Genomic DNA, 25,277 nt, shown 5'->3' on the forward strand with positions numbered 1-25,277 from the left:
AGGGGCTATTCCCCAATTCCTGTATGCAAGGTTTTCACCCATTTCAGGCGCTTTGGTCTTACCGACATGCGGGCAGTAGTACTGCTCATGACGACTAACCAGTGCAACATATATAAACTGCCACGCAACGTTTGCACCAGCATCAGAAAATATGTAGAAAGTGGGAATTTTTGATCTTGACGTATGCGCCTTAGACCTGTAAACATCCCGACCATCGACATAGTAACGGACAAGCCTGTGATGGGACTTAACATTGGTGGACGATGACGAGCGATCGCCATTAATAAATCTGGGACTGCTGCTGTCGGCAAGATATACATAATCAGCATAAAAATCAGCAAATCCCAGCTTTTGCGCGTTCCCATGCGGTTTTTGAGAATTAAATCCCAATAATCCAAATAGCGTTGATAACCGCCTTCTGCCCAACGGTTGCGCTGATGCCAGAGTGCAACTGCCCTCGTCACTCCTTCTTCTTGCACTGCGGGATGGAAAACACACTCAATATCCCATTTGTCCAAATGTAAGCGGATTGTCAAATCCAAATCATCGGTAATGGTTTCTTCATTCCAGCCACCGCAGCTTTCCAAGGCTGAACGCCGGACAAATTGACCATTGCCGCGCAGTTCGCCAATGCCACCAAGGGCAGTCCGCTGTTGCTGAAACCAGGTATCAAGGGCCATTTCCGCCATTTGACCCTTAGTCCAAAAGTTTTCTTTAGCGTTGGCGATCGCTTTTCGCACCTGCACCGCCCCCACCTTTTCTCTTTGAAATAAAGGTATTACCTGTTGCAACAAGTCTGGTGTTACTTGGGCATCAGCATCAAATACTGCTATAATTTCGCCCTTTGTCAGCGGCAATACCTGATTCAACGCCCCTGATTTACCACCACTAGCTTCTGCTGAACGCCTTAGTACTTTCAGTTGCTCGTGTTTCTGTTCGAGTTCTGCTAATAAACGTGGCGTGCTATCACTGCTGTGATCGTCAATAATCCATACTTCGTATTGCCCACCTGGATATTCCAGATTACAAAGATTTTTGACTAATTTAGCAATTACTGCTTCCTCATTTTTCGCAGCCACTAGCACAGATACAGAGGGCAAATCTCCCTGTATTTCTTTTGGATAGCGACGGGATTTAGCAAACACGACCACCAAGGCATGAAATCCTAGAATGGTGGTCAGTCCTAGAATAAATATGGAAGCCCAAGAAACTAAATGTAGAGCGATCGTGCCACTCCAGACGATAGTCAAGACTAGAGCCGCTTTGCGTCTACGACCTTGAAACCGGGGTGTTAAAGACATAGAATCTGTCTCTAACACTGACTCCTCATCTACTGATAGGTCAGACAACAAGGAGTTGAGCGGATCAAGCTCTTGATAAGAATCTTCTTCGGGCCAGGAATTCGCTGGCATAGGTTAGGTTGCTTGATTCAAAAACCAGTATTTGTCTACAGTTAGTAATTTTACGGACAAATATCCCTAAGCTACTTTTCCCGATATTAATCGGAATGGGCAAACTGCAATACCCGCTATCCCTAAGCCAAAAGCCGCTGGGACTACCTTTATTGTCACCGCCACTCTGCGTAATTACCTCACATTAACCATGTTTGCTACTCTTAGACAGAGGCTTGATTCCTTTGATAGCCACTTGGGCAGGAAGCTTGTAGAGTGGGACTTTCTTCAATGAGAACTTCGGTTTGGGCAAAGTAATAGCAAGGTAGCAGCAGCTCGTTGTTGGGAGAAACAGCAATAATAACATCCACAACTTTACAGTCGGGATTTTTAGTGTTATCGTCCCCAGCTTCGATAAAAGTTAATGCAGCATTATTCTAACCGAAATTTTAATATTTCTTAGCAGTAACTTCATTTATTGGGCATTGATAAAGAGGCAGAGGGGCACTTTGCTGGGTGCAAGGGGGAGAATGAGTAATTAATTTACCTCTTTGCTCCCTGCTCCCCACTATGTGCTTTGGACACATTTTTTGGGAACACTACTAATATCCCCAGTTGCCAACTAACTTGAGGAATATTTAACAATGTCTATTGACCAACTCCAGCCTGCCACTCAACAACAAGCCAGTGTTTACTTACCTTATGTTCAGGGCACTAAGCGGAATTTCTTACCCTATGCCATCAGTCTCTATCAAAAAGGGGTCTTGGAGGGACACCGGAAGATAGAAGCCAGTGAACATGTCCCCTTTGTCGCCTCCTGGAATGTTGCTACTTTACCCTCAGACTTAACCCGTTGCCGAATCCAGTTTGATGGCAATGCTGACCTAAGTTACGAATTGATGATGGCTAGTTTCGAGTTTATTAATTTTTTAATTGAACTTATGGACAACTATAAACGTCATCGTGCAACCGATTTTTCACAACCGTTTTACCGCAAGCTTCTGCGTATAGATGAGTGATTAAACTCAGCCGGACTTTTGCCAGTTCGGCTTGTCTTTAAAACTATTTATAAAATCTAATTTATTACTCACCTGGATAACTAGAAGTCGCGCCTACACAAATAAAAACTGCCTTTCCTACGGAACGCTACGCGAACGCAGGTTAGCAAACCCTTGATTTTGAGTCCACCTCGGTGGACTAAGCTTTGTGTAGTAGCGACTTCTAGTCACCTTTTAAAACATCTTTTTAGGGCAGATGTCTTTTCTTCTTTTCAAAACGATACCAAAACCAGCTACTATCAGGGTTCCGAGAAGGCTAGAGGGTTCTGGGATAGAAGTTTCACTGATAGGTACTTTGATTCTTAAATTCGCTAAGGTAGCGTTAGCCAGAGTCAAGGATGTTACAGTCGGCAAACCTGGGATATCAGACTGGAAATCAAAAACTGTGGGAGTTAAACTACCATTGCGATCGCTATATCGTACCCCATATCCATTGACTTCAAAAGTGCCTTGATACTGCTTTCCGGTGTCTGGGTCGGTGACAGTACCAGTGTAGAAGGCTTTTATGAAATTAAATTCATCCTGAACTACTCCTTGAAATGTAGTTCCTGGCAATTGCCCTTGGTATTTATAGGGTGTCAACTGACCACCAGAGAGAACCGGTGATGTGAGAACACCATCGAAGGAGACAAAAGGAATACCTTTAAAGTCAACAAAGTAATGCAGACTTCCATCAGAACGTGTTTCTACCTGCAAATAGTCTGACTGGTATACAGGAACATAATTAGGATTATTATTAGTACCTAAGTTCCGGTAATAAGTTCCAGTTTCATCCGTATCAATACGAGTAGTACTGTTATTGAAATTGGGATTATTTCTGGGAAGTTCGATAGTTCCCGATAATGTGCCAGTACTTTCAATTGTGATGAATTGAGCGGCAAAAGCACTTGCTCCACTTAAAGCGATCGTTACTGCTGCTAAACAACTGCCGCTAACAATTGCACAACCTAGCTTAATCCCTGATGAACTCACTTTCATTAACAATTTGCTCCTTGAATTGCCGATGATAAAACACACCTAATCTGCTGAGATTCATTTCAAATTTTTCTCAAGCATGATTTATTATTCCCAAGCTTTTAATGGAAATTTCATCGACAACAAAAAGCCTTATCAATCGCTATCCTTATTATTGCGTTTGCAGAGCGTATCGGAGACAATCGCATCATTACCCAATTTGAATCTCGTTTCATTATGAAAAGATACTCAAATTGTTCTAAAGTTTAGCCTGAGCTACTCTGTAAATTCTTCACACCCTAAATCACCAGCCGCTAACACCAGAACAACACGCTCCTGTTCTTCGAACAAAGCATCAATTTCCATCCCATTTAAAACAAGAAATATTTCCATAGCTGCGTGACCAGTACGCTTATTTCCATCTAGGAAAGGATGATTCTTGATCAAAGAGAAGCCCATGCTGAAGCCTTTTCGATAATTGTGGGATATAAGTCTTCTCCACCAAAAGTCATCTTTGGTTGCGCTACAGCAGACTCTAAAATACCAAGGTCGCGTATACCTAATGCACCTCCAGACTGCTCTATAACCTGACGATGCAGATTCAAGACTTCCACCGTCGTCAGGTAACGTATCATGCTAAACGTCGATACAATTCGGCATTTTTCTTCAGCACATAATTGGCTGCTTGAGCAAACTTGCTCGTCGGCTGACTGAGCCAGTCTTCTATCCTGGCACGTAACAACTCTTCAAGCGAGATACCATTCTCTTGTGCTAGTGCTTGCAGCTTCTGCAATTGTTCATCGGAAATCTCGATCGTGATAGAAGCCACAGTCTTTACTCCTTGAATGCTAGAAAAGTGTAGCATTACTAGATTTTAGTTCTTTCTGACAGGCGATCGCTATATTGTTGCTTGCGATCGCAGAGCGTGTCAAAGATAATTGCGCCTCAGATCCCAAAATATAATCAAAAAGCGAATTAAGTTAGCAGTCTTATCAATGAAGCCTAGTATTAATTAAAATGCCGACAGTGGTCTAAGAGCTTTTATCAATATAAGCACTCAAAAATACTAGTTGGTTTACCATCTCCTCAGCCGAACGAGTAGCAATCAACTTGAGCAACCCTTGTAACTGTTGCCCTACAGAATAGCGTTGTTGCTGCAACAAAATAATGCCAGCATGATTTCTTTCTGTGGCTAAAAACTCGTTATGCAAGCAGCAGAAGTCTCTTCGGTTGTAGCTATAGATGGCACGCCCTTGCTCTGTTGCCCAAATTAGCTGCTCATCATCAGAATAGCTTTGCCTGCTCACATCGGCCACTGTCACAACATCCAAGTTTGCATTACAGAAAGCTTTGATTAGGGACTTTTCAAAGCTGTCCTCATCTAAATACAAACGAATTTGGCTCACTGTCTCTTCGCCGTGAATTCAGCTTCCAAACGGTCGTATTCTTCAATTTCTGCGGCAATCTCCGTGTCAATTACTTCCTTGTTAGCATAGTAGTAAGCTAGCGCTGCATAAACTTGTGCCAACATTAGCTGTGGTCTTTGGACAACTATCTCTTCCGGTTTCATGCGTGCATTGAAGTCGATTGCAATGTTGTGTACCGTAATCCGGTGTCCCGCAATCCGAGGGCGACCACCACAGGTTCCCGGTGTGCTGACAATCAGCGTGCCAATGTCGGTAATGGTTTGCATAGCTTGTATACTAAATTTTGCCCCCATAAGCAACTGAGCAATTTAAAACTTCTTCTAATCTAGAAATATAAATACCCAGTTATTTATTTAGCTGCCCACAGCAAAATAAAACATTTATCCCCAATAATTAGGAGTCTAGCATTAATCCCAGAATACCAAACATCCTGCCTAGATTGGAGACGATAGACTTTTTATAAGAGTAATTTTTGCAAAAACTCAAATTTCTAAACATTTCAAAGCAGGTATGCGGCAATGGTGCGATTAAAACTGTGGCAGTGGGTAGTCTTAGCAATCCCGATCGCGTTTATCATCATTTTCTTACTGGTATCCGCCGGTTCGCAAATTCACGCTTGGGGCATTAATTGGATTTGGGGTGTATTCACTCTTTTATTCGTTGGTTGGCGTTGGCTGCTAGTCAAATGGACTCTACCTGCTGTCAACCAGGTGGAAGCTGTATTAGCCCAAGTCCAAGAAGAATTAGAATCGACAGCAGAGGATACAGTAGGGCTACCAGTGGGAAGTGACTCCACAAAGCTTGCAGAAGCCGCCCTTCAAGAAATTCTCCAAGTAGCACAAAGCGATCGCCCCATTTGGGAAGACTGGCAAACTTTTTGGACGCGATGCCAGGATTTGGTTGTAGCGATCGCTCATATCTACAATCCTCAAGTTCAATATCCCCTGCTGAATATTTACGTCCCCCAAGCTTACGGGCTGATTCGGGGAACGGTGGATGATATGGATCAGTGGATGCAAAAGTTATCCCCTGTCCTCAATCAGTTAACGGTTGGACAAGCATACCAAGGATACGAAGTCTATCGGAAGTTGGAGCCATCGGCTCGGAAATTCTGGAAAGCTTGGAACTGGGCACAGTGGGTCTTAAATCCGGTGGCAGCGGTGGCAAAACAAGCCAGCCAGGGTTCTAGTAACCAGGCAACTCAACAATTATTGGGGAATTTGAGTCAGTTATTTCGGGAAGCTGCCCTCAGGAACTTATGCCGGCAGGCGATCGCTCTTTACGGACGTAGCACATTACCAGTTTCAGCAACTGTAGTTTCCACACCAACTTTACCCAAGGCAAAAACTCAAACACTCCGAGAAATCCTGACTCAAGCTCAACCAGCCGAGGCAGTTGAGCAAAAACCCGTGAATATTCTGCTGGTGGGGCGCACAGGGTCAGGAAAAAGTAGCCTGATTAACACGCTATTTCAGGCAGATTTAGCAGCCGTTGATGTTTTACCCAGTACCGATCGCATTCAGAATTACCAATGGCAGACTCAAAGTGGGGAAACTCTAACCCTTTGGGATACACCTGGTTATGAACAAGTCAACCGTGCCGATCTCCGAAACTTGGTGCTTGATTATGCCATCAACGCAGATTTGATGCTGTTAGCTACCCCTGCTCTCGATCCCGCCCTGCAAATGGATGTGGACTTTTTGCAAGACATCAAAGCAGAAGTTGCAGATTTACCTGCGATTGCGATCGTCACTCAAGTAGATCGTCTGCGTCCCATCCGCGAGTGGCAACCGTCTTATGATTGGGAATGGGGCGATCGCCCCAAGGAAATTGCCATTCGCGAAGCCACTGAGTATCGCGCTAAACTGCTAGGAAACTTCTGTAATCTAGTTTTACCTGTAGTTACAGGTGACAGCAAAACAAATCGAGTTGCTTGGGGAGTGGAGGCGCTATCGTTGGGATTAGTAGATGCGATCGCACCTACCAAGCAACTTCGTCTCGCCCGCTTTTTGCGTAACCTAGAAGCCCGCACCATCGCCGCTGCCAAAATCATCGACCACTATACCTTCCAAATGGCGACAACACAGGGACTAACGTCATTGCTCAAAAGTCCCGTCCTTCAGTTTGTTTCTACGCTCTCAACCGGATCTCCAACCCTAGCATATATGCTGGCAGAGCAAATTCCCGTGGAACAGTTGCCGATTGTGATTGGCAAACTCCAAATGGGATATGAGCTTTTCTCACTCTTAAATACAGGCAATCCTAACCCGCTCAACTTTGAATTGCTATCTCTCTGGCCGTTACTGCTAGAAAACTCCGCTTCACCCGATCGCAACGCCTGGGCATTTGGTCACGCTATAGTGGAGTACTGGACTCAGAATTTGACAGTTGAACAACTCCGGCAGCGATTTGAGTATTATCTGTCGATTGCCAAATAACTTGTCTAATGTCTACAACGGGCTATGTCTACGCATCTTCCATTCTCACAAGTTGAATTAGCTCTTGCAGTATATTTACGAAGGTTTATTCACTAAGTTAAACATATTTATACCAAAAAAAGAAAAAAGAAAAAATGCGGTAACGGGTCGTAATCTTAACACCAAAGTTAAGATTACGATTAAGAGTAGGTGTCTGCTGAAACCTACCCGCCTTACCTGAGTTTTGACACAGACATCCATTTTTTTCGGAGTTATTTATGAAAACTATATTAGAAACCTCCATTTCTCAAGAACAGAATTCACATCATAGCTATAACATTTCGTCTTACAATCGGCTGCTTGCGGTCGTAAAGGATTTGGCTTGTGTGCGGACTATTGAGGAAATTATTGAGATTGTACGTTTGGCGGCTCGGGATCTCACTAATGCTGATGGAGTGACTTTTGTACTGCGGGATGGTGAATGTTGCCACTATGTCGATGAAAACGCCATTGGACCACTTTGGAAAGGTATGCGTTTTCCGCTTAAGTCTTGCATCTCAGGTTGGGCAATGCTCAATAAACAAGCAGCCGTCATTGAGGACATTTACCAAGACGATCGAATTCCTCTTGATGCCTACAGAGTGACTTTTGTCAAGAGTTTGGTGATGGTTCCCATACGGGTTTCCGATCCACTGGGTGCGATCGGAGCCTACTGGAGTACACAACACCGAGCCACGCCCGAAGAGATAGAAATGCTTGAGATTTTGACTGATACTACAGCAGTTGCGATCGCAAACGTTCAACTTTTCCAGAAACTTACGAACCAAAACGCCCTTAAAGACAAATTTATTGCGATGCTAGCTCACGAGCTGAGGAATCCTGTTGCCCCCATCTCAAATGGGGTTCAGCTTCTCAAATTGAAGCTAGGCCAGACTGGTGCAGTTGGGGAAACAGTTTTAATGATGCAACACCAGATTAAGCACCTCTCGAAATTGATCGATGAGCTACTCGACGTATCGTCCATCACATACGGGAAGATTTCATTAAACCTCGAGAAGTTAAATCTGGTAGATTTGGTTCGCCAGAGTCTCAATGACCATGCACAAGCAATAAAGAGATCGAACCTTACTGTTGTACAAGACCTGCCAAATACGCCCGTGTGGGCTTATGTTGACACCACCCGCTTCTTCCAAGTCTTTGGCAACCTTCTTGATAACGCCTTAAAGTTTTCCAAGCCAGATGGGATGATCTGGGTGGATCTCTCATTCATTCGCGGTGAGAATGGCTCAGGGAGTGTAGCGGTCTTATCTGTAAGAGACTCAGGTATAGGGATAGACCCGACAATATTACCAGAACTCTTCGAGCCGTTTACACAGGCCGATCGCAGTTTAGACCGTTCTAGGGGCGGGTTAGGTTTGGGACTCTCGGTAGTTAAAAGTCTTGTCGAACTTCATGGTGGTAATGTTGAAGCCTCAAGTAGAGGGATCAATTTGGGAGCAGAATTCAAAGTCACTCTCCCTGTATGCGAAGAAATTACAGCCTTGGACAACGACCTGGAGATTATGGAAGCGGCTAAAAAATCGTTGAAGATTTTAGTCATCGAAGATAACGACGATTCAGCCGTAACATTAAAAGCAGTGCTTGAGCACTTCGGGCATGAAGTTTCCATTGCCAAGGATGGAATTTTAGGGATAGAAACTGCAAGGAAGCTTGAGCCTCAAGTGATTATTTGTGACATCGGACTTCCTGAGATGGATGGATTCGCCGTTGCAAAGGAACTGAGTAAAGACTCCAAATTTACTCGCTCAATTCTGATTGCGCTCACCGGCTACGGTGGTCAGATGGATAAGGAACTTGCGCTTCAGGCTGGTTTTAAATGCCACTTGACCAAGCCTGTAGACTTTGAACTACTTACGGCAGAAATTGATCGATACTTTGATGGAGTATTATCAAGTTGACAAATTTTGCTACTCTCTGATGAGTGCGTCAGCGTAGCCCGTCCTAAACATCGCTTTTATTCCATTAAATCATCTGTCGCAGACTCACCGGGATAAAAGCGATCGCTCAGAATTTCCTCAAAAGGATACAAGCATTGTTTGGGAAAAGTTGAGAGTGGCAGATTTGTTTCTCCTGATGCTAAATCCCTACCGTTTTCATAGGATTCCTGGAGTGCTTCTTCAAGGTAAGGCTTCAGGCTAGGGCTTTCGCTCAACAACTTGAGAATTTCCCGTCGTTGTACTCTAATTGTCGCTAACCAACTACGACTTCGTTGCTGTGGTTGATATTCCCATTTGAGCAAATGTCCAATTAATATACTAAGACGATTTCTTAATTCTTGGCGTTCCTTTCTTCCCAAAGATTCGATTTCCTCAATTAAATTGGGCAGGTCAAGCTGGTTCCATTGGTGATGACGCAAAAGGTTTGCCTGTTCTTGAGTCCAACTGTAGAAGTCTGCTTCATAGAAGTTTTGCATCAGGTTTCTTGCCGTTTTTCAGGTTTGTAGTGTCTATATAATTAAAAAATTCATAATTCACAATTATGTTTCAAATAGAGATTTAAACCTTATTTGAAACAGGACTGTCTGCATAAGCATCAGGTAGAAATTATGAATTACGAATTAAGAATTACCAATTAGAAAGTCACCACACTCCGAATTGATTCACCTTTGTGCATCAATTCAAAAGCATCATTAATTTGTTCAATGGGCATTACATGGGTAATCAAATCATCAATGTTTATCTTACCTTGCATATACCAATCAACAATTTTCGGCACATCTGTACGTCCTCTAGCACCACCGAATGCCGAACCTTTCCAAACGCGCCCAGTTACTAGTTGAAAAGGACGAGTACTGATTTCCTGTCCCGCACCAGCAACACCAATAATCACACTTACGCCCCAACCTTTGTGGCAGCATTCTAATGCTTGACGCATAATTTTGACATTACCGATACATTCAAAACTGTAATCAGCACCGCCTTTTGTTAAATCAACCAGATAGGGAACTAAATCACCCTCTACTTCTTGGGGATTAACAAAGTGCGTCATGCCAAACTTTTCTGCCAAAGCGCGTTTGCTGGGATTAATATCCACCCCGACAATCATATTCGCCCCTACCATCCGCGCCCCTTGGATAACATTTAAACCAATACCACCTAAGCCGAAAACCACGACATTTGCTCCCGGTTCCACCTTGGCAGTATTAATGACTGCCCCAACACCAGTAGTCACACCACAGCCAATGTAACAAACCTTATCAAATGGCGCGTCTTCCCGAATTTTTGCCAGGGCGATTTCCGGCAGCACCGTATAGTTGGCAAAAGTGGATGTACCCATATAATGATGAATCATCTGTCCATCAATGCTAAAGCGACTCGTGCCATCGGGCATAACACCGCGTCCTTGAGTTAGGCGAATGGCTTGACAGAGATTAGTTTTGAAACTTAGGCAATATTCGCACTGGCGGCATTCGGGAGTATAGAGGGGAATCACATGATCCCCTGGTTTCAGACTGGTGACACCAGCGCCTACCTCCACTACCACACCAGCGCCTTCATGCCCCAAAATTGCCGGAAACAAACCTTCAGGATCGTCACCAGATAGGGTAAAGGCGTCGGTATGACAAACCCCGCTGGCTTTCACCTCAACTAATACTTCACCGGCTTGTGGCCCTGATAATTGAACGGTTTCAATCGTCAATGGCTTACCTGCGCTGTAAGCTACTGCTGCTTTAACTTGCAACGTCAGCCCTCCTAATATAGTTATTTCAAAATTATCCCCAGTGCTGAAACATGGGGATTCTTTCACTTAAACATATTGAACGCATGATACACTTTTGTATCACTTCATCGTATTTACTAAGCACGATCGCCGTTATAACGATAAATATTACTTTGTTAAAATATCATTCTCTAGCTAGATTGGTTAAAGGCGGCAACAGCTGTTTTGACAACGATGTAAACTTGATGTCAGCAGCAACCCCCAAATAATTTGTCCACCTCTCGATTAATACATTTTGTCACAGCTTATGAACCCTGCCCTAACTCAAATTGGCGCTCAAATGTCCAACCTGACTGGCGTAAGAGCAATCATGAAGGATATTATCGAGACATTACGAGCGGGTGCAGGGCAGCAGTTTATTAATTTGAGTGCTGGTAATCCGTTGATTTTGCCAGAGGTAGAGCAGTTATGGCGGGATTGTACTGCACAGCTTTTGGCTAGTCCAGAATATGGTGAGGTAGTTTGTCGCTACGGTTCAAGTCAGGGCTATGCACCATTAGTTGAAGCGATCGCTAATGATTTTAACAAACGCTACGGGTTAAACTTAAGCGATCGCAATATCCTCATTACACCCGGCAGTCAAACCCTCTACTTCTACGCTGTGAATAGCTTCGGTGGCTACACCCCCAGCGGCGAGTTAAAACAAATAGTTTTGCCCCTCAGCCCTGACTACACAGGTTACGGCGGCCTCTCCTTAGTTCCAAAAGCTTTAACTGCCTACAAACCGACTCTCGATATTGATGAAGCCGCCCACCGATTTAAATATCGCCCCGACTTCAGCCAACTGTCGATTTCAGAAAATACGGGTTGTATCCTCTTCTCTCGCCCTTGTAATCCCACTGGTAATGTCCTCACTGAGGATGAGGTGAAAAAGATTGCTGCCCTAGCTGCGCCTTACAATCTGCCCGTGTTAATTGACTCGGCTTATGCGCCTCCCTTCCCAGCATTGAACTTTACCGAAATGACACCAGTGTTTGGTGATAACATCTTACACTGCATGAGTTTATCAAAAGCGGGATTACCAGGAGAAAGGGTTGGTATTGCCATTGGGGATGAAAAGTGGATTGAAGTGCTGGAGTGTTTCCAAGCAAATATTGGTCTCCATTCTTCACGTTACGGCCAAGCGATCGCAGCTCTTGCAATTAATTCTGGCGGCTTAGTAGAAATTTCTCACACTGTCATCCGTCCCTTTTACAAAAATAAGTTTACCGTTTTAGAAACCAGCTTAGAACAAGCGATGCCCAAGGATTTACCTTGGTTCCTCCATCGCGGTGAAGGGGCAATTTTTGCTTGGTTGTGGTTACAGGATTTACCCATGAGTGACTGGGAATTTTACCAGCTAGTTAAGCAAGTAGGTGTGATTATTGTCCCAGGAAGTAGCTTCTTCCCCGGTTTAGACGAAGAGTGGGCGCACAAACACCAATGCTTCCGCATCAGTCTCACAGGAAGCGATGAAGAGATAGCCACTGCTATGCAACGTTTAGCAAAAGTCGCTGAAGAAGCTTATAAAGGTGCGGCGGTGACTGCCTAGTACCGCAAGGCGGAATTAAAAATTAAAAATTAAAAATGAATACAGCGTAAGCATTTCATTGATTTGGAATGGGTGGTTTATTTCCGCCGTGTTGTACTAGTAGGAAAAATGGAAATGAAACACGAAGAAGCTAATAAAGAGATCGGAGGCAGAGGTGCAGAGGGGCAGAGGGGCAAGAGAGTAGGAGGAAATTCAAAAATTCAAAATGTCCAATCTCCAGCCCCTAATCCCCAACCCGTAGTTCCCAATACCCAGTCCCCAGTCCCTAATCTCGACGATTGGTTAGAAATTGGTAAGATTGTTTCCCCTCAAGGATTGTCTGGAGAATTAAAAGTTTATCCTGTATCTGACTTTCCCGAAAGATTTGAGGTGCCGGGAAAACGTTGGTTGTTGCGTTTAGATGGCACAGAACCACAACCAATCGAATTATTAACAGGACGTTATATCAGTAACAAAAACTTGTATGTAATCAAATTAGCTGGTGTGGAAAATTGCGATCAGGCGGAGGCGTTGCGTGGTTGTAAGTTAATGGTGCCAGTAAGCGATCGCCCCCAATTAGCCGAAGATGAATATCATGTCCTCGATTTGATTGGTTTGGAAGTCTTCATGCAAGCATCTGGCGAACTCGTTGGTACGGTGGTAGATATCATTCCGGCGGGCAATGATTTGTTAGAAGTAAAATTGCACCCATCTTTTACCACTGACAAAGGACAAATGACAAATGACAAAAAGCAAAAGACTGTTTTGATTCCATTTGTGGAAGCGATCGCACCAGTAGTAGACTTAAAATCTAATCGCATTGAAATCACTCCGCCGCCTGGGTTATTGGAAATTAATAATTAAGTAATTAATTGAATGGAAATTATTAATTCCTAATTCATAATTTCAAGACAAAGCAGCTTGATTTATTAATAGGAAAATCAAGCTGAATAAAATTTTGGATTAATAGTATTAATCAACAGAGTAGGCATAGCCCTTCGTAGACATCACTTTCCATGTTGTGCCCAGAGACAGAAATTTAGTCACAAAGGCTGGAAAAATTCATCATGGGTTAGATGGCCACGATCTTGAAAATAAGTAAAATTACATACTTGTGAATCCGTCAAAATCCTTTTGTAATGGAGTGTCGAAATGACATTAGCCAGTCCTCTACAAACAAAGCCTTTAACAGATGAAGAATTACGCAAGATAAATGCTTACTGGCGTGCAGCTAACTATCTTTCAGTTGGGCAGATATATCTACTCGACAATCCGCTACTCAGAGAACCGCTAAAGCTGGAACACATCAAACCCAGGCTCTTGGGGCACTGGGGAACAACACCAGGGCTGAACTTTATCTACGCTCACCTGAATCGGGTCATCAAAAAATATGACCTCAACACCATCTATATTGCTGGGCCTGGTCATGGAGGCCCTGGACTGGTAGCCAACACCTACCTGGAAGGGACTTACACTAAGTATTATCACAACATCTCCCAGGATGCTGAAGGAATCCAAAAACTCTTCAAACAATTTTCTTTCCCTGGTGGTATTCCCAGCCACGTTGCACCGGAAACTCCTGGTTCAATACATGAAGGCGGGGAACTAGGTTATGCCCTCGTCCATGCTTACGGTGCTGCCTTTGATAATCCAGACTTGATCGTTGCTGCTGTTGTCGGTGATGGCGAAGCTGAAACTGGTGCTTTAGCTACTAGCTGGCATTCCAATAAGTTTCTTAACCCCGTGCATGATGGGGCTGTACTGCCGATCCTCCACTTGAATGGATATAAAATTGCTAATCCAACAGTACTCGCACGGATCAGCCATGAGGAATTAGAAAGCTTATTGGTGGGCTACGGCTACAAGCCCTACTTTGTCGAAGGTGACGATCCCGCAGATGTACACCAGCAGATGGCGGCGACTCTAGATATAGCGATCGCTGAAATTCAAAGTATTCAGAGAGAAGCCCGCGTACATGGTTTCACCGAACGTCCTCAGTGGCCGATGATTGTCATGAAAACCCCCAAAGGTTGGACAGGACCAAAGGAAGTGGATGGCAAAAAAACTGAAGGTTCTTGGCGATCGCACCAAGTTCCTTTTGGAGAAATCAGCAAAAAGCCAGAACATCTAAAACTCCTAGAAGATTGGATGAAGAGTTACAAACCAGAAGAACTCTTCGACAGCAACGGAAAGCTGATTCCCGAACTAGCAGAACTGGCTCCCAAGGGTCATCGACGCATGGGTGACAATCCCCACGCTAACGGCGGTATTTTGCTGTGCGACCTGAAAATGCCTGACTTTCAAGACTATGCCGTAGATGTTCCCCAACCAGGCCAAGCGATCGCTGAAGCTACCAAAGTTGCTGGAAAATTTTTGCGGGATGTCATGCAACTGAACGAACAAAAACGCAACTTCCGCATCTTCGGCCCCGATGAAACAGTATCCAACCGTCTAGATGCTGTGTTTGAAGTCACAGACCGGACTTGGGTAGCCGAGATCCTCCCAGAAGATGACCACCTTTCCCCCGACGGTCGGGTGATGGAAATTCTCAGCGAAACTTGTTGTCAAGGATGGTTAGAAGGCTACCTCCTCACAGGCCGCCACGGGTTTTTCTCTTGCTATGAGGCGTTCATCCACATTATTGACTCGATGTTCAATCAGCACGCCAAATGGCTGAAAACTACCCTAGATATTCCCTGGCGTAGACCAATTGCTTCCCTCAATTACCTACTCTCCTCCCACGTTTGGCGGCAAGACCACAACGGCTTCTCCCACCAAGACCCGGGTTTTATTGACCATGTAGTCAATAAGAAAGCAGAAATCGTTCGCGTGTATTTGCCCCCTGATGCCAACACTTTGCTATCAGTAACTGACCACTGCTTGAGAAGCCGCAACTATGTCAATGTCATCGTCGCTGGAAAGCAACCAGCATTGCAATATCTCAATATAGATGCTGCCATCAAGCACTGCACCAAAGGCATCGGTATTTGGGAATGGGCAAGCAACGACCAAGGCGGCGAACCAGATGTAGTGATGGCTTGTGCTGGAGATATTCCCACCCTAGAAACCTTAGCGGCTGTAGACATCCTGCGCCAGAACTTCCCTGACTTAAAGGTGCGGGTAGTGAACGTAGTAGATTTGATGACACTACAGCCAAAAAGCGAACATCCCCACGGTTTGAGCGAAAAAGACTTTGACACGATTTTCACTACAGATAAACCCATCATCTTTGCCTTTCATGGCTATCCTTGGCTGATTCATCGCCTAACCTATCGCCACACTAACCACGATCAGCTGCATGTGCGTGGCTACAAGGAAGAGGGAACTACCACCACCCCCTTTGATATGGTTGTTCTTAACGAGCTTGATCGCTTCCATTTAGTGATGGACGTAATCGATCGCGTACCAAAACTAGGATATAGGGCAGCTTATGTCAAGCAGCATTTGCAAGATAAGCTAATCGAACACAAGCATTACATTGAGAAGTACGGCGACGATATGCCGGAAATTCGGGACTGGAAGTGGCCGTATTAAGAGGAAGACACACTTTTTCAGTTGAAGAGGATACACAACTTTGCCAACTCCCTTACTTTGTCGGAAAGGGAGTTTTCGTCTATGTCAGTGAACCAGCTACATTTCTCAAAACTAGATTAAAAAGCGATCGCACTTAGTACTTCTAACATACCTCGTTCATATTAACCTTCAATTTGAGCGATCGCCTCAGTCGGCGATAAATTACCATCAATGACAGACATCAGAACTGGTAAGTATTTATCCATCATTCGTAGATTGGTATAAACCATTGTTTTAATTAGTGCTGAATTCAGATTAGTTACCTCAGCTTCAATGCTTGTTTTATAACGAACTTCTCCATCAGCAAAATCTAGTTCAAAGTTGCCAACCATCATGCCGTAGTTTGCTCTAGTTAAAAACTCAGCCATTTGAAAGCGTTTCTCTTCTGGTGTTTCTAATGGACTTACAGAATAGAAAATAAATTGCTTTTGCACCTCTCTAACTAGGGCGTAGCAACTCCATTCTCCATTATCACCCTGAAACCCCATTCCTAAAGCTGACTCCCCCTCTAGCTTTTCAAACGGCCAGTTATCTTCTTCAAAGAACTTAATAACCGTTTCAAACATTTGAGCCATATAAATTACCTCAGAAAGCTTTTAATCAGGATTATTTTTTCTAAATAATAATCAACAAAACTTAAATAATTTTTTTTTATTTTTCTACATTCATTTAAAGCATATTCTTTTCCTTAGCTAGCCTCCGCATCTTATCCAAGGCATTAGTTCCTCCCATAGAAGTGTTTTCCATCGTTTGTAAAGATGCTTTTGCATTCTGAGGAACATCATCGGGCTTCTTGAATTCCACATCTTTCAAGACATTAAAAGCCTCAATCTCGTTTGCCGCTTCAAATGATATATAAGCTTCTAAATAATCATTATCTGGATTACTTTGATTAGTTAATCCTGCTTTGTAGGCTTTCCAACCTTTTCTGAGTGCAAGCTCGTACAAATTCCTCATTTGTATTTCTATTTTTTTCTTTTGACCTGGCTTTAGAAGATCATTCATATCTTCAAAAAGTTGTGAAATATATTTTGCTTGCCTGATTAAATTACCTGCTTTCTCAGCAAGTTCAGCACTTTCCGAAAGAATGGAAGTATCCCAATCCTGTTTTTTTCGCAGATTTTCAATAATCTTGTGAGGTTCTTGTTTAGCAGTTGTATGTTCCAAAAACTTATCAGCTGGATATATAAGATTAGAATTCTCTTGAGGAATTGTAATTTGGACGTATACACCTTCAAGGCTTACTCCACCATCTTGAAGCATTTGTAGAACTTGGCGGGTCATAGCTGCATCGGGAAGATAGTGACCACTTGCGTCAGTAATACCTTGCAGCACTCCATCTTTAATTTCTATTTCGCCTGCCGCAGCAACTTCAGCCCCAGCTACAAAACTTGAGTGGTGAAAAATCCATTGTTGCTTTTGACGCGGGTTTAGTCCTTGTTGATACTCAGCCGCCTGGTCTGCGGCGTAAATCTTACCGTTAACGGTCATTACAAATATTGCTTTACCACTGCTTGAACCCCATAGAGTTTTCATTTCTTTCGTCTTATAGGGCTTTCCTTTCCAAAGAAACTTGTTTTGATCGTCTTTATCTTGTTCTTTAGACTCTGAATCATGACCGTAGAGTTTGCCATCTTGAATCTTGAGCTTTTTAGCTTTGCGATCTCGTCCATATAAATGTCTGATAGCTTTACCCTTATAAGCCGGATGCCAGTTCTGCATTTGACCAATGATTTTGCCATTATCATCTTTAACTTCACCTTGGTTTTCTTGCTGCGTTTTATTTTTTTGATTAGATGCTTTTCTTTCTCCATATACTCCTAGTTTTTTATTTGATTTAAACTTGTTGTCATCTATTTTTTTAGATTCCTGAAACTTTGTTTCTGAAATTTTAAATTTACCATCCTCTGGTTCAAACTTGTTTTCCCAAAATTGTGATTCTTTTCTATTGAAATAATCTTCAGACTTTTGTTCTTCTAGTTGAGGTTGTGAATAGCCATCATTTTGCTCTTCTGGTTGAGGTTGTGAATAGGCATCAGTTTTTTGTTCTTCTAGTTGAGGTTGTGAATAGGCATCAGTTTTTTGTTCTTCTAGTTGAGGTTCTGAATAGCCTTCAGTTTTTTGTTCTTCTGGTTGAGGTTCTAGATAATCATCAATTTTTTGTTCTTCTGGTTGAGATTCTAGATAGCCATCAATTTTTTGTTCTTCTGGTTGAGGTTGTGAATAGCCATCATTTTGCTCTTCTAGTTGAGATTCTATATAGCCATCAGTTTTTTGTTCTTCTAGTTGAGGTTCTGAATAGCCATCATTTTGCTCTTCTAGTTGAGATTCTATATAGCTATCAGTTTTTTGCTCTTCTGGTTGAGGTTGTGAATAGCCATCATTTTGCTCTTCTAGTTGAGATTCTATATAGCCATCAGTTTTTTGTTCTTCTAGTTGAGGTTGTGAATAGCCATCATTTTTTTGCTCTTCTGGCTGAGTAGTTTTTTTATCTTCTTTAGATTCCTCAAGTTTGTCAGAATATTGAGAGTATTTACTATAGAAAGATTCATTATCAAAATCTGGTTTCACTTCAGTATCTGTTTTATATTCTTCAGATTCCTTGTGTTCTACTTCGCTTTTACCCTGATTTAATTCACTTTTAAGTTGTGTTAACATACTTTTGACTTCATTCAACAGAGCATTTACTGCTTGCTGACGAAGTAGAAAAATTTCAGTTTTTTTATCTTCTGTGAAATATCTTGAAGACTTGATTACTTGTTTAATACCTTTGAGTAGTGAGATTCTCTCTTTTAAATCTTCTTGTCTATCTCCATTTTTTGATGGGTAATGGACAAAATAAAATAATCTTTCATCTATTGCTTTTAGAGCATCTCTGCTCGCAGTTTTACTAAATCTATATCCCTTTCTTCCCACTTTTGCTTTAGCTTGAGTTTCGTTGAGCCAAGAATTGTATTCACCGGGATTTAAATACTTACACTGAACTATATTGCCCTGTAGGCTCAAAGCTGCTGCATTCATATTTATCTGATTGTGGTGCACTAACTCAGTTGTATGAGTGTTTATTTGCTCCTGCTCATCCCCCTTTTGCCTTTGCACCGTACTCTGATTCTGATGTATTTCTTTTATGACATCTGCGGCTACCTTGTCCGCTTCCTGCTCATACTTATCCCCAGGCTGCCCAATCGTAAGTTGTGGCTGAATCTGTTGTGCTAAACGTGTTTCACGCCGTGTAAATATACCAGGGATTTCTAACAAGTTAGGCTGACCCTTACTACTTTCTTTTCTCTGCACCCAGAAGCCATTCATCTTGGCTTGCAATACACCCAAGCGTTCTTGTCCCTCTGGCGTTATCGTGCCATACTTTGCCTGGATATCTAGTTTTGTAGCCTCCATTTTTTGATTTTGGAAGGCTTGATTCTCTATTTCCTCCTGCGTGGGAGGCTTCCTCGATGTCTCTTTACTCTGGATACCGAAGGGTCGAGACGCTAACTTGGAGTTTTCTTGAAATGTTTGAGGATTCTGAGAGTTAGATTTGTGGACTCTTTGGAATTTCATTTACAACTTGTTTATAGCTTTCAATAAAACAGGTATTCTATGTAGAATATCCTTCTTTAATCATTCCCGCCAGAGTAAAAGCTTAAATCCTTGCACATTCGGATTTAGCTCGCCGGGCTTCATTTCAGCAACGCTAAAATCTCTTGATCTAAGAGACTGGTGATGATATTTATATCTCAGATAGCTGAAGACATTAATACGTAAGTGTTCAATAATAAAACGGGCGTGTCCAAAGGAAGCAATAAATTCTGGAAATTAGAGTTTGTTTCCTGCAACCCATTCGGAATGACTTAATAAATATATGGAAGTGAGGTTTTCTAGATTCCGTGAAAAGTGAGCATTGTCAATGGAAACAATGGCATTGTCAGTCGAAACAATGGCATTGCAACTTTAAAAGACTTGTGGGTACACCGTAGCCTTAAAAAGGGGAGCAAAGACCTCTCAAAGTCCTCCTTTTTAAGGAGGATTTAGGAGGATCTACAACGACTTTGGTTTTGTAGAAAGAATTTGCATAAGTTTTTAACTTTGTAGTGAGAAGTACTTTAAGTTACTTAATGCATCAAAAGCTACCCACTTTCATGGTTAGCGCTAGGATAGCTATGTATTTTATTAAAGTATAAATATGCCTCAAGCTTTTTACGTAAATCCAGTATCAGGCAGCGATACCAACGCTGGTAGCCAACAAGCCCCGTTCAAAACTATTACCCAAGCCCTCAAAGTAGCTACTGTTGATACTAAGATTCAACTAGCAGATGGTAATTACAATGTTGCTAGCGGTGAAGTCTTCCCGTTAACGATTCCATCTGGTGTGACAGTGGTGGGTAATGAAGCCAATAAAGGCGATCGCATTTTGATTGAAGGAAGTGGTACTTACCTGAGCCGTACTTTTGCTGGTCAAAACGTTACTTTTGTGCTGCTGGATAAAGCCGAACTACGAGGAGTAACTGTAACAAATCTGGCTAGCCGTGGTAGTGGTGTCTGGATTGAATCAACTGCTCCTACTGTCGCTAATAGCACCTTCAAAAATTGTAAGCGGGAGGGTGTATTTGCTACAGGCGAGGCTAACCCAGTTATTCTAGGTAATGTGTTCAGTGAGAATGCAGCCAATGGAGTTGCGATCGCTAAAAATTCTAAAGGACAAATTGAAGGTAACACCTACTTCAAAACAGGTTTTGGCATTGCCATTAGTGATACTGCATCACCCATCCTTCGAGATAACAAAATTTCTGAAAACCGTTCTGGGATTGTCATCTCTGGAAGTGCTCGTCCTGTATTACGTAATAATGTCTGTGAGAATAATATTGACGATGGTATAACAGTTATTGCAAGTGCCCTACCGGATATTGGCAGTACCAATAATCCAGGGGGCAATACTCTACGCAATAACGGTAAATTTGATTTGCAAAATGCCAGTTCCAACAAGCTGGTTTCGGTAGGAAATAAAATAGATGCGTCTAAAGTCACGGGAAACGTAGAGTTTGTAGATAGTTCGGTTCCAACGCCAACACCCACGCCAACTCCTACACCAACGCCAACTCCGACGCCAACTCCGACGCCCACTCCTACGCCAACTCCTACGCCAACGCCAACTCCTACTCCTACACCCATACCAACGCCAACGCCCACTCCTACACCCACTCCTACACCCACTCCTACGCCTACTCCTACGCCTACTATCGAATTAACCGATATTAGTAATCATTGGGCAGGTGGGTTTATTCGGGAATTAGTTAAATTGGGGATAATTAACGGTTTTCCCGATCGCACATTTAAACCCGATGCGACGATGACACGGGCGCAATATGCGGCATTACTGGTAAAAGCTTTCAACCCATCGCCAAACCGTCCGGTAATCAAATTCAAAGATGTACCAGCAGACTTCTGGGCATCCAAGGTAATTCAGCAGGCATATCAAGGTTTATTTCTCTCTGGTTTTCCCGACAATACCTTTGGCCCCAACAAAAATATTCAGCGCGTGCAGGTGATTGTCTCTCTGGTAAATGGACTGGGATTATCTGCTGATGGTTCAGCAAATATCAAAGTTTTCGATGACCAAGCAAAGATTCCTGAATATGCCAAGGATGAGGTGGTAAAAGCTATAAACAAGGAGATTATCGTCAATCACCCGAACCTTAAACAACTCAATCCTACTCGCGATGCTACACGCGGTGAAGTAGCAGCGATAGTGTATCAAACTTTGGTAGATGCTGGTCGTGTAGCAGCGATCGACTCGCCTTATATAGTGACTGCTTGATTAGTCATTAGTCATTAGTCATTGGTCACTTGTACTGAGCGTAGCCGTTGGCGCAGCCTCTCCAAGAGTTGTATTGGTCATTAGTCATTGATAAAGAGTTTTTTGCTACATACCTTGCCTGAAGTTAAGCGAAAAAACTTTCTTGACTTCGGACTAATTCAAACCATGCTCGATTAGTGGGCGTGGTGTTTCGCGGACAGCAGGACTAATAACTAATGACTCTCGCGTTGCAGTTTGATTGGCAATTGTCGGGTGGACATCTTATCCGCCAACCACGCGTGCTTTGGATAAGGAGGAGGAAGAGAGCGATCGCCACCAATATTTGCTGCTTATAATGGTGTTTTCACTTGCCCCTCTTTCTCATAAGCTTTACTCAATATTCAATGATGCAAGTTGCTCAACTCTACGAACCAGAGTTGAGGCAACTTGCATCATTGGCATTTTGCCACCTTCTCTACTTATTCCCATCTTCCAGTAATAGAATTAAGAACGAAGCCTTTGTAAAGCCTTCAACTATCAAAAGATAGAGCTTTAGTAGCAGATTTTACCAAATGTCAGTAAATCAAAAATCTGTAACCCAAATAGGCTTGTAGCATATAAAACGCTTGTAAGATTTTTATGACTTCCCGTATTCGCTTTTTGATGTGCCCTCCTGACCACTACGACGTGGACTATGTGATTAATCCTTGGATGGAAGGGAATATTCACAAGTCATCGCGCGATCGCGCCGTGGAACAGTGGCAGGGACTACACCAGATCCTTAAACAACACGCCATTGTAGACTTAGTACCACCTGAAAAAGGCTGGCCTGATTTGGTTTTTACCGCCAACGCTGGCTTAGTACTGGGGGATAACGTTGTCCTCAGTCGCTTTTTACACAAAGAACGTCAGGGAGAAGAGCCTTTCTTCAAACAATGGTTTGAGGCAAATGGTTATACAGTCAATGAACTTCCCAAAGATTTGCCCTTTGAGGGAGCAGGAGACGCACTGCTGGATCGGGAAGGACGCTGGTTATGGGCGGGATACGGTTTCCGCTCAGAATTAGATTCTCACCCTTATCTAGCTAAATGGCTGGATATTGAAGTGCTTTCCCTACGATTGATAGATGAACGTTTCTATCATCTGGATACCTGCTTTTGTCCCCTAGCAAATGGCTATTTGCTGTACTATCCTGGCGCTTTTGATTCTTACTCCAACCGCTTAATTGAAATGCGAGTCGCACCAGAAAAGCGGATCGCAATCGAAGAAGCCGATGCCGTTAACTTCGCTTGTAATGCGGTGAATGTGGACAGCATCGTGATTATGAACAAAGCGAGTGATGCTTTGAAGGCACGACTTGCAGAAGCAGGTTTCCAAATAATTGAAACGGCGCTTACCGAGTTTCTCAAAGCTGGTGGTGCGGCTAAATGCCTAACCTTGCGGGTGACAGAACCAGTTAGAGACGAAATTCATGCCAATGTCTCGGTTGAAAGCCGCGTCATTCGCATGGAAGGACACTTGCTAGATGCTGGCTTAATTAACCGCGCTTTGGATTTGATTGTAGATGCCGGCGGAAGTTTCCAAGTCCTGAATTTCAACTTGGGAGAACAACGCCAAAGTACTTCAGCCGCCGAGGTGAGGGTATCAGCACCATCTCATGAGGTGATGGAAGAAATCATCTCCCGATTGATTGATTTGGGTGCAGTAGATTTACCGCATGATGAGCGAGACGCCAAACTGGAGCCTGTAATCCAAGATGGTGTAGCGCCTGATGATTTCTACGTCAGTACGATTTATCCCACCGAAGTGCGAATTAATGGTCAGTGGGTAAAGGTAGAAAATCAACGGATGGATGGCGCGATCGCCATTACCCAGACTCCCAATGGCTTAGTTGCTCGGTGTAAAATACTACGCGATTTACAAGTTGGCGAACAGGTAATTGTAGACGTGCTAGGTATCCGCACCATCCGTAAAACTGAATCACGCGAACTACGCAGCACTCAAGAATTCAGCTTTATGTCGGCAGGCGTTTCCAGCGAACGGCGCGTGGAATTGGTCGTTGAGCAAGTGGCTTGGGAATTGCGGAAAATCCGCGATGCTGGTGGGAAGGTAGTTGTCACGGCTGGTCCGGTGGTAATTCACACTGGTGGCGGTGAACACCTGGCGCAACTGATCCGCGAAGGATACGTACAGGCACTGCTGGGTGGGAATGCGATCGCAGTTCACGATATCGAGCAAAATATCATGGGCACTTCCTTAGGTGTAGACATGAAGCGCGGTGTCGCCGTGCATGGTGGACACCGCCATCACCTCAAGGTAATTAATAGTATCCGCCGTTATGGCAGCATTCCCAAAGCTGTGGAGGCGGGGGCAATTAAAAGTGGCGTGATGTATGAGTGTGTCCACAATAATGTACCTTTTGTGCTTGCGGGTTCGATTCGGGATGACGGGCCTTTGCCTGATACCCAAATGGATTTGATTAAAGCACAGGAGGAATATGCCAAACACTTAGAAGGTGCAGAGATGATTTTGATGCTGTCATCGATGCTGCACTCAATTGGGGTGGGGAATATGACTCCGGCTGGGGTGAAAATGGTCTGTGTGGATATTAATCCAGCTGTGGTGACTAAATTAAGCGATCGCGGTTCTGTAGAATCAGTGGGTGTGGTGACAGATGTGGGATTATTTCTCAGTCTGTTGATTCAGCAGTTGGATAAGTTGACAAGTCCTTATGTTAATAAGGTAGGTTAAGAAAACGTAGACGCAGACGCGCAGAGGACGCAGAAAAAGGGAGATGACAAGAGTAGCTTTCAATGAAGAGTTGCAGATTAATTGGGTCAGTTTGATTGCTGATTTCTTGTTGGTAGGGATGGTTTTTGGCCCGCCTATGGCTCCCTTTTTGGCTGCGTCTAGAGTGTCTTTGCTTTCTGGAATTGCGGACATCATTTATTTCATGGGTAATCATGTATGTCCGCAACCAGATATGGGGTTAGATTTAGCACCACCATTTATTATGGCGGTGTGTATGCGCTGCTATGGTACTGTAACGGGTTTGCTAATTACTCGCCTGCTATATGGGGTAACTAGTGGTAAAGGATTTTACTGGTTAAGTCAGTATGGCTGGAGTGGTGTGGCGCTCGCAAGTGTGCTGATGATGGCTTATCCTTTGGAATTGGCAGCACAAGTTTTTGGTTTGTGGAGTTTTAATAACTATCTAGTTACGCCTTTTGGGTTGATTACCGGTTTGGCGTGGGGATTGTTTACCATGCCTATTTTGCACGGGTGGCGGGTTGCTAAAACCAGCTTGCATGAATTGTAGAATTAGAAACTGCACCTACACAGGTAAAACCCACCTTTGTTAAGTCACAAACATCAC

At 43.4% G+C, this 25,277-nt stretch carries 20 protein-coding genes and 1 pseudogene; 9 read left to right on the plus strand and 12 right to left on the minus strand.

Annotation, left to right across the window (positions count from 1 at the left end):
* Positions 1-5: 5 nt before the first annotated feature.
* Positions 6-1,412 (minus strand): glycosyltransferase, encoded by a 1,407-nt coding sequence (locus RM347_RS19445; RefSeq protein ID WP_322718602.1) that lies wholly within the window; start codon positions 1,410-1,412, stop codon positions 6-8.
* A gap of 203 nt (positions 1,413-1,615) precedes the next feature.
* Positions 1,616-1,762 (minus strand): hypothetical protein, encoded by a 147-nt coding sequence (locus RM347_RS19450; protein WP_322718601.1) that lies wholly within the window; start codon positions 1,760-1,762, stop codon positions 1,616-1,618.
* Between the two features lie 273 nt (positions 1,763-2,035).
* Between RM347_RS19450 and ebsA the strand changes: the two genes are divergently transcribed.
* Complete coding sequence (gene ebsA / locus RM347_RS19455; protein ID WP_322718600.1) at positions 2,036-2,410, plus strand: type IV pilus biogenesis protein EbsA; 375 nt, start codon at positions 2,036-2,038, stop codon at positions 2,408-2,410.
* 213 nt (positions 2,411-2,623) lie between these two features.
* On the opposite strand, the gene RM347_RS19460 is transcribed toward ebsA, so the two are convergent.
* The 6 genes and pseudogenes from RM347_RS19460 to RM347_RS19485 form a co-directional block, all read right to left on the minus strand.
* Positions 2,624-3,427 (minus strand): PEP-CTERM sorting domain-containing protein, encoded by an 804-nt coding sequence (locus RM347_RS19460; RefSeq protein WP_322718599.1) that lies wholly within the window; start codon positions 3,425-3,427, stop codon positions 2,624-2,626.
* Between the two features lie 252 nt (positions 3,428-3,679).
* Positions 3,680-3,796 (minus strand): hypothetical protein, encoded by a 117-nt coding sequence (locus tag RM347_RS19465; RefSeq protein ID WP_322718616.1) that lies wholly within the window; start codon positions 3,794-3,796, stop codon positions 3,680-3,682.
* A 45-nt stretch (positions 3,797-3,841) separates the two neighbouring features.
* A pseudogene (locus RM347_RS19470) lies at positions 3,842-4,038 on the minus strand (type II toxin-antitoxin system death-on-curing family toxin); the annotation flags it as partial.
* Complete coding sequence (locus RM347_RS19475) at positions 4,035-4,232, minus strand: ribbon-helix-helix protein, CopG family (protein WP_322718597.1); 198 nt, start codon at positions 4,230-4,232, stop codon at positions 4,035-4,037. The gene RM347_RS19475 and the pseudogene RM347_RS19470, both read right to left, overlap by 4 nt.
* Positions 4,233-4,434: 202 nt before the next feature.
* Entirely contained in the window at positions 4,435-4,809 is a 375-nt protein-coding gene (locus RM347_RS19480) for a DUF5615 family PIN-like protein (protein ID WP_322718596.1), read from the minus strand.
* Positions 4,806-5,096, minus strand: coding sequence for a DUF433 domain-containing protein (locus RM347_RS19485; RefSeq protein WP_322718595.1), 291 nt, complete (start codon positions 5,094-5,096; stop codon positions 4,806-4,808). Before RM347_RS19485 ends, RM347_RS19480 begins: the two co-directional genes overlap by 4 nt.
* Positions 5,097-5,348: 252 nt before the next feature.
* Here RM347_RS19485 and RM347_RS19490 point away from each other — a divergent pair, with 252 nt between their 5' ends.
* The gene (locus tag RM347_RS19490; RefSeq protein WP_322718594.1) at positions 5,349-7,268 is read left to right on the plus strand and encodes a GTPase family protein; all 1,920 of its coding nucleotides are present in this window, start codon (positions 5,349-5,351) and stop codon (positions 7,266-7,268) included.
* A gap of 257 nt (positions 7,269-7,525) precedes the next feature.
* On the plus strand, positions 7,526-9,205 hold the full coding sequence (locus RM347_RS19495; protein WP_322718593.1) for a hybrid sensor histidine kinase/response regulator: 1,680 nt from the start codon (positions 7,526-7,528) through the stop codon (positions 9,203-9,205).
* 56 nt (positions 9,206-9,261) lie between these two features.
* On the opposite strand, the gene RM347_RS19500 is transcribed toward RM347_RS19495, so the two are convergent.
* The gene (locus tag RM347_RS19500) at positions 9,262-9,720 is read right to left on the minus strand and encodes a DUF29 domain-containing protein (protein ID WP_322718592.1); all 459 of its coding nucleotides are present in this window, start codon (positions 9,718-9,720) and stop codon (positions 9,262-9,264) included.
* Between the two features lie 158 nt (positions 9,721-9,878).
* Positions 9,879-10,988: an S-(hydroxymethyl)glutathione dehydrogenase/class III alcohol dehydrogenase gene (locus RM347_RS19505; RefSeq protein ID WP_322718591.1), complete on the minus strand. Its 1,110-nt coding sequence runs from the start codon at positions 10,986-10,988 to the stop codon at positions 9,879-9,881.
* A 286-nt stretch (positions 10,989-11,274) separates the two neighbouring features.
* On the opposite strand from RM347_RS19505, the gene RM347_RS19510 reads away from it, so the two are divergent.
* The 3 genes from RM347_RS19510 (at position 11,275) to RM347_RS19520 (ending at position 16,071) form a co-directional block, all read left to right on the plus strand.
* Positions 11,275-12,558: a valine--pyruvate transaminase gene (locus RM347_RS19510; RefSeq protein WP_322718590.1), complete on the plus strand. Its 1,284-nt coding sequence runs from the start codon at positions 11,275-11,277 to the stop codon at positions 12,556-12,558.
* A gap of 114 nt (positions 12,559-12,672) precedes the next feature.
* The gene (rimM, locus tag RM347_RS19515) at positions 12,673-13,401 is read left to right on the plus strand and encodes a ribosome maturation factor RimM (protein ID WP_322718589.1); all 729 of its coding nucleotides are present in this window, start codon (positions 12,673-12,675) and stop codon (positions 13,399-13,401) included.
* Positions 13,402-13,689: 288 nt separating this feature from the next.
* Positions 13,690-16,071 carry a phosphoketolase family protein gene (locus RM347_RS19520; protein ID WP_322718588.1) on the plus strand — a complete coding sequence of 794 codons (2,382 nt, stop codon included), beginning with the start codon at positions 13,690-13,692 and terminating at the stop codon, positions 16,069-16,071.
* A gap of 161 nt (positions 16,072-16,232) precedes the next feature.
* On the opposite strand, the gene RM347_RS19525 is transcribed toward RM347_RS19520, so the two are convergent.
* Both RM347_RS19525 and RM347_RS19530 read right to left on the minus strand, forming a co-directional pair.
* Positions 16,233-16,685, minus strand: a complete 453-nt coding sequence (locus RM347_RS19525) for a YbjN domain-containing protein (RefSeq protein WP_322718587.1) — start codon at positions 16,683-16,685, stop codon at positions 16,233-16,235.
* Positions 16,686-16,779: 94 nt separating this feature from the next.
* The gene (locus RM347_RS19530) at positions 16,780-19,440 is read right to left on the minus strand and encodes a hypothetical protein (protein WP_322718586.1); all 2,661 of its coding nucleotides are present in this window, start codon (positions 19,438-19,440) and stop codon (positions 16,780-16,782) included.
* An 850-nt stretch (positions 19,441-20,290) separates the two neighbouring features.
* Here RM347_RS19530 and RM347_RS19535 point away from each other — a divergent pair.
* From RM347_RS19535 to RM347_RS19545, 3 genes are all read left to right on the plus strand, one after another.
* Positions 20,291-21,922 carry a DUF1565 domain-containing protein gene (locus RM347_RS19535; protein WP_322718585.1) on the plus strand — a complete coding sequence of 544 codons (1,632 nt, stop codon included), beginning with the start codon at positions 20,291-20,293 and terminating at the stop codon, positions 21,920-21,922.
* A 618-nt stretch (positions 21,923-22,540) separates the two neighbouring features.
* On the plus strand, positions 22,541-24,652 hold the full coding sequence (locus tag RM347_RS19540) for a TIGR00300 family protein (protein WP_322718584.1): 2,112 nt from the start codon (positions 22,541-22,543) through the stop codon (positions 24,650-24,652).
* A gap of 43 nt (positions 24,653-24,695) precedes the next feature.
* Positions 24,696-25,220: a DUF2085 domain-containing protein gene (locus RM347_RS19545; protein WP_322718583.1), complete on the plus strand. Its 525-nt coding sequence runs from the start codon at positions 24,696-24,698 to the stop codon at positions 25,218-25,220.
* The last annotated feature ends 57 nt before the right edge of the window (positions 25,221-25,277 follow it).

Origin of the sequence: Nostoc sp. ChiQUE02 (genome assembly GCF_034531305.2) — a bacterium.
Taxonomy (GTDB): Bacteria; Cyanobacteriota; Cyanobacteriia; order Cyanobacteriales; family Nostocaceae; genus Nostoc.

Bases quoted from the DNA above. Each gene is read 5' to 3' on its own strand.
- RM347_RS19445 (WP_322718602.1), bottom strand. From the start codon at position 1,412: ATGCCAGCGAATTCCTGGCCCGAAGAAGATTCTTATCAAGAGCTTGAT.
- ebsA (WP_322718600.1), top strand. From the start codon at position 2,036: ATGTCTATTGACCAACTCCAGCCTGCCACTCAACAACAAGCCAGTGTT.
- RM347_RS19460 (WP_322718599.1), bottom strand. From the start codon at position 3,427: ATGAAAGTGAGTTCATCAGGGATTAAGCTAGGTTGTGCAATTGTTAGC.
- RM347_RS19465 (WP_322718616.1), bottom strand. From the start codon at position 3,796: ATGGAAATATTTCTTGTTTTAAATGGGATGGAAATTGATGCTTTGTTC.
- RM347_RS19485 (WP_322718595.1), bottom strand. From the start codon at position 5,096: ATGCAAACCATTACCGACATTGGCACGCTGATTGTCAGCACACCGGGA.
- RM347_RS19490 (WP_322718594.1), top strand. From the start codon at position 5,349: ATGGTGCGATTAAAACTGTGGCAGTGGGTAGTCTTAGCAATCCCGATC.
- RM347_RS19495 (WP_322718593.1), top strand. From the start codon at position 7,526: ATGAAAACTATATTAGAAACCTCCATTTCTCAAGAACAGAATTCACAT.
- RM347_RS19500 (WP_322718592.1), bottom strand. From the start codon at position 9,720: ATGCAAAACTTCTATGAAGCAGACTTCTACAGTTGGACTCAAGAACAG.
- RM347_RS19510 (WP_322718590.1), top strand. From the start codon at position 11,275: ATGAACCCTGCCCTAACTCAAATTGGCGCTCAAATGTCCAACCTGACT.
- rimM (WP_322718589.1), top strand. From the start codon at position 12,673: ATGAAACACGAAGAAGCTAATAAAGAGATCGGAGGCAGAGGTGCAGAG.
- RM347_RS19520 (WP_322718588.1), top strand. From the start codon at position 13,690: ATGACATTAGCCAGTCCTCTACAAACAAAGCCTTTAACAGATGAAGAA.
- RM347_RS19525 (WP_322718587.1), bottom strand. From the start codon at position 16,685: ATGGCTCAAATGTTTGAAACGGTTATTAAGTTCTTTGAAGAAGATAAC.
- RM347_RS19535 (WP_322718585.1), top strand. From the start codon at position 20,291: ATGCCTCAAGCTTTTTACGTAAATCCAGTATCAGGCAGCGATACCAAC.
- RM347_RS19540 (WP_322718584.1), top strand. From the start codon at position 22,541: ATGACTTCCCGTATTCGCTTTTTGATGTGCCCTCCTGACCACTACGAC.
- RM347_RS19545 (WP_322718583.1), top strand. From the start codon at position 24,696: ATGACAAGAGTAGCTTTCAATGAAGAGTTGCAGATTAATTGGGTCAGT.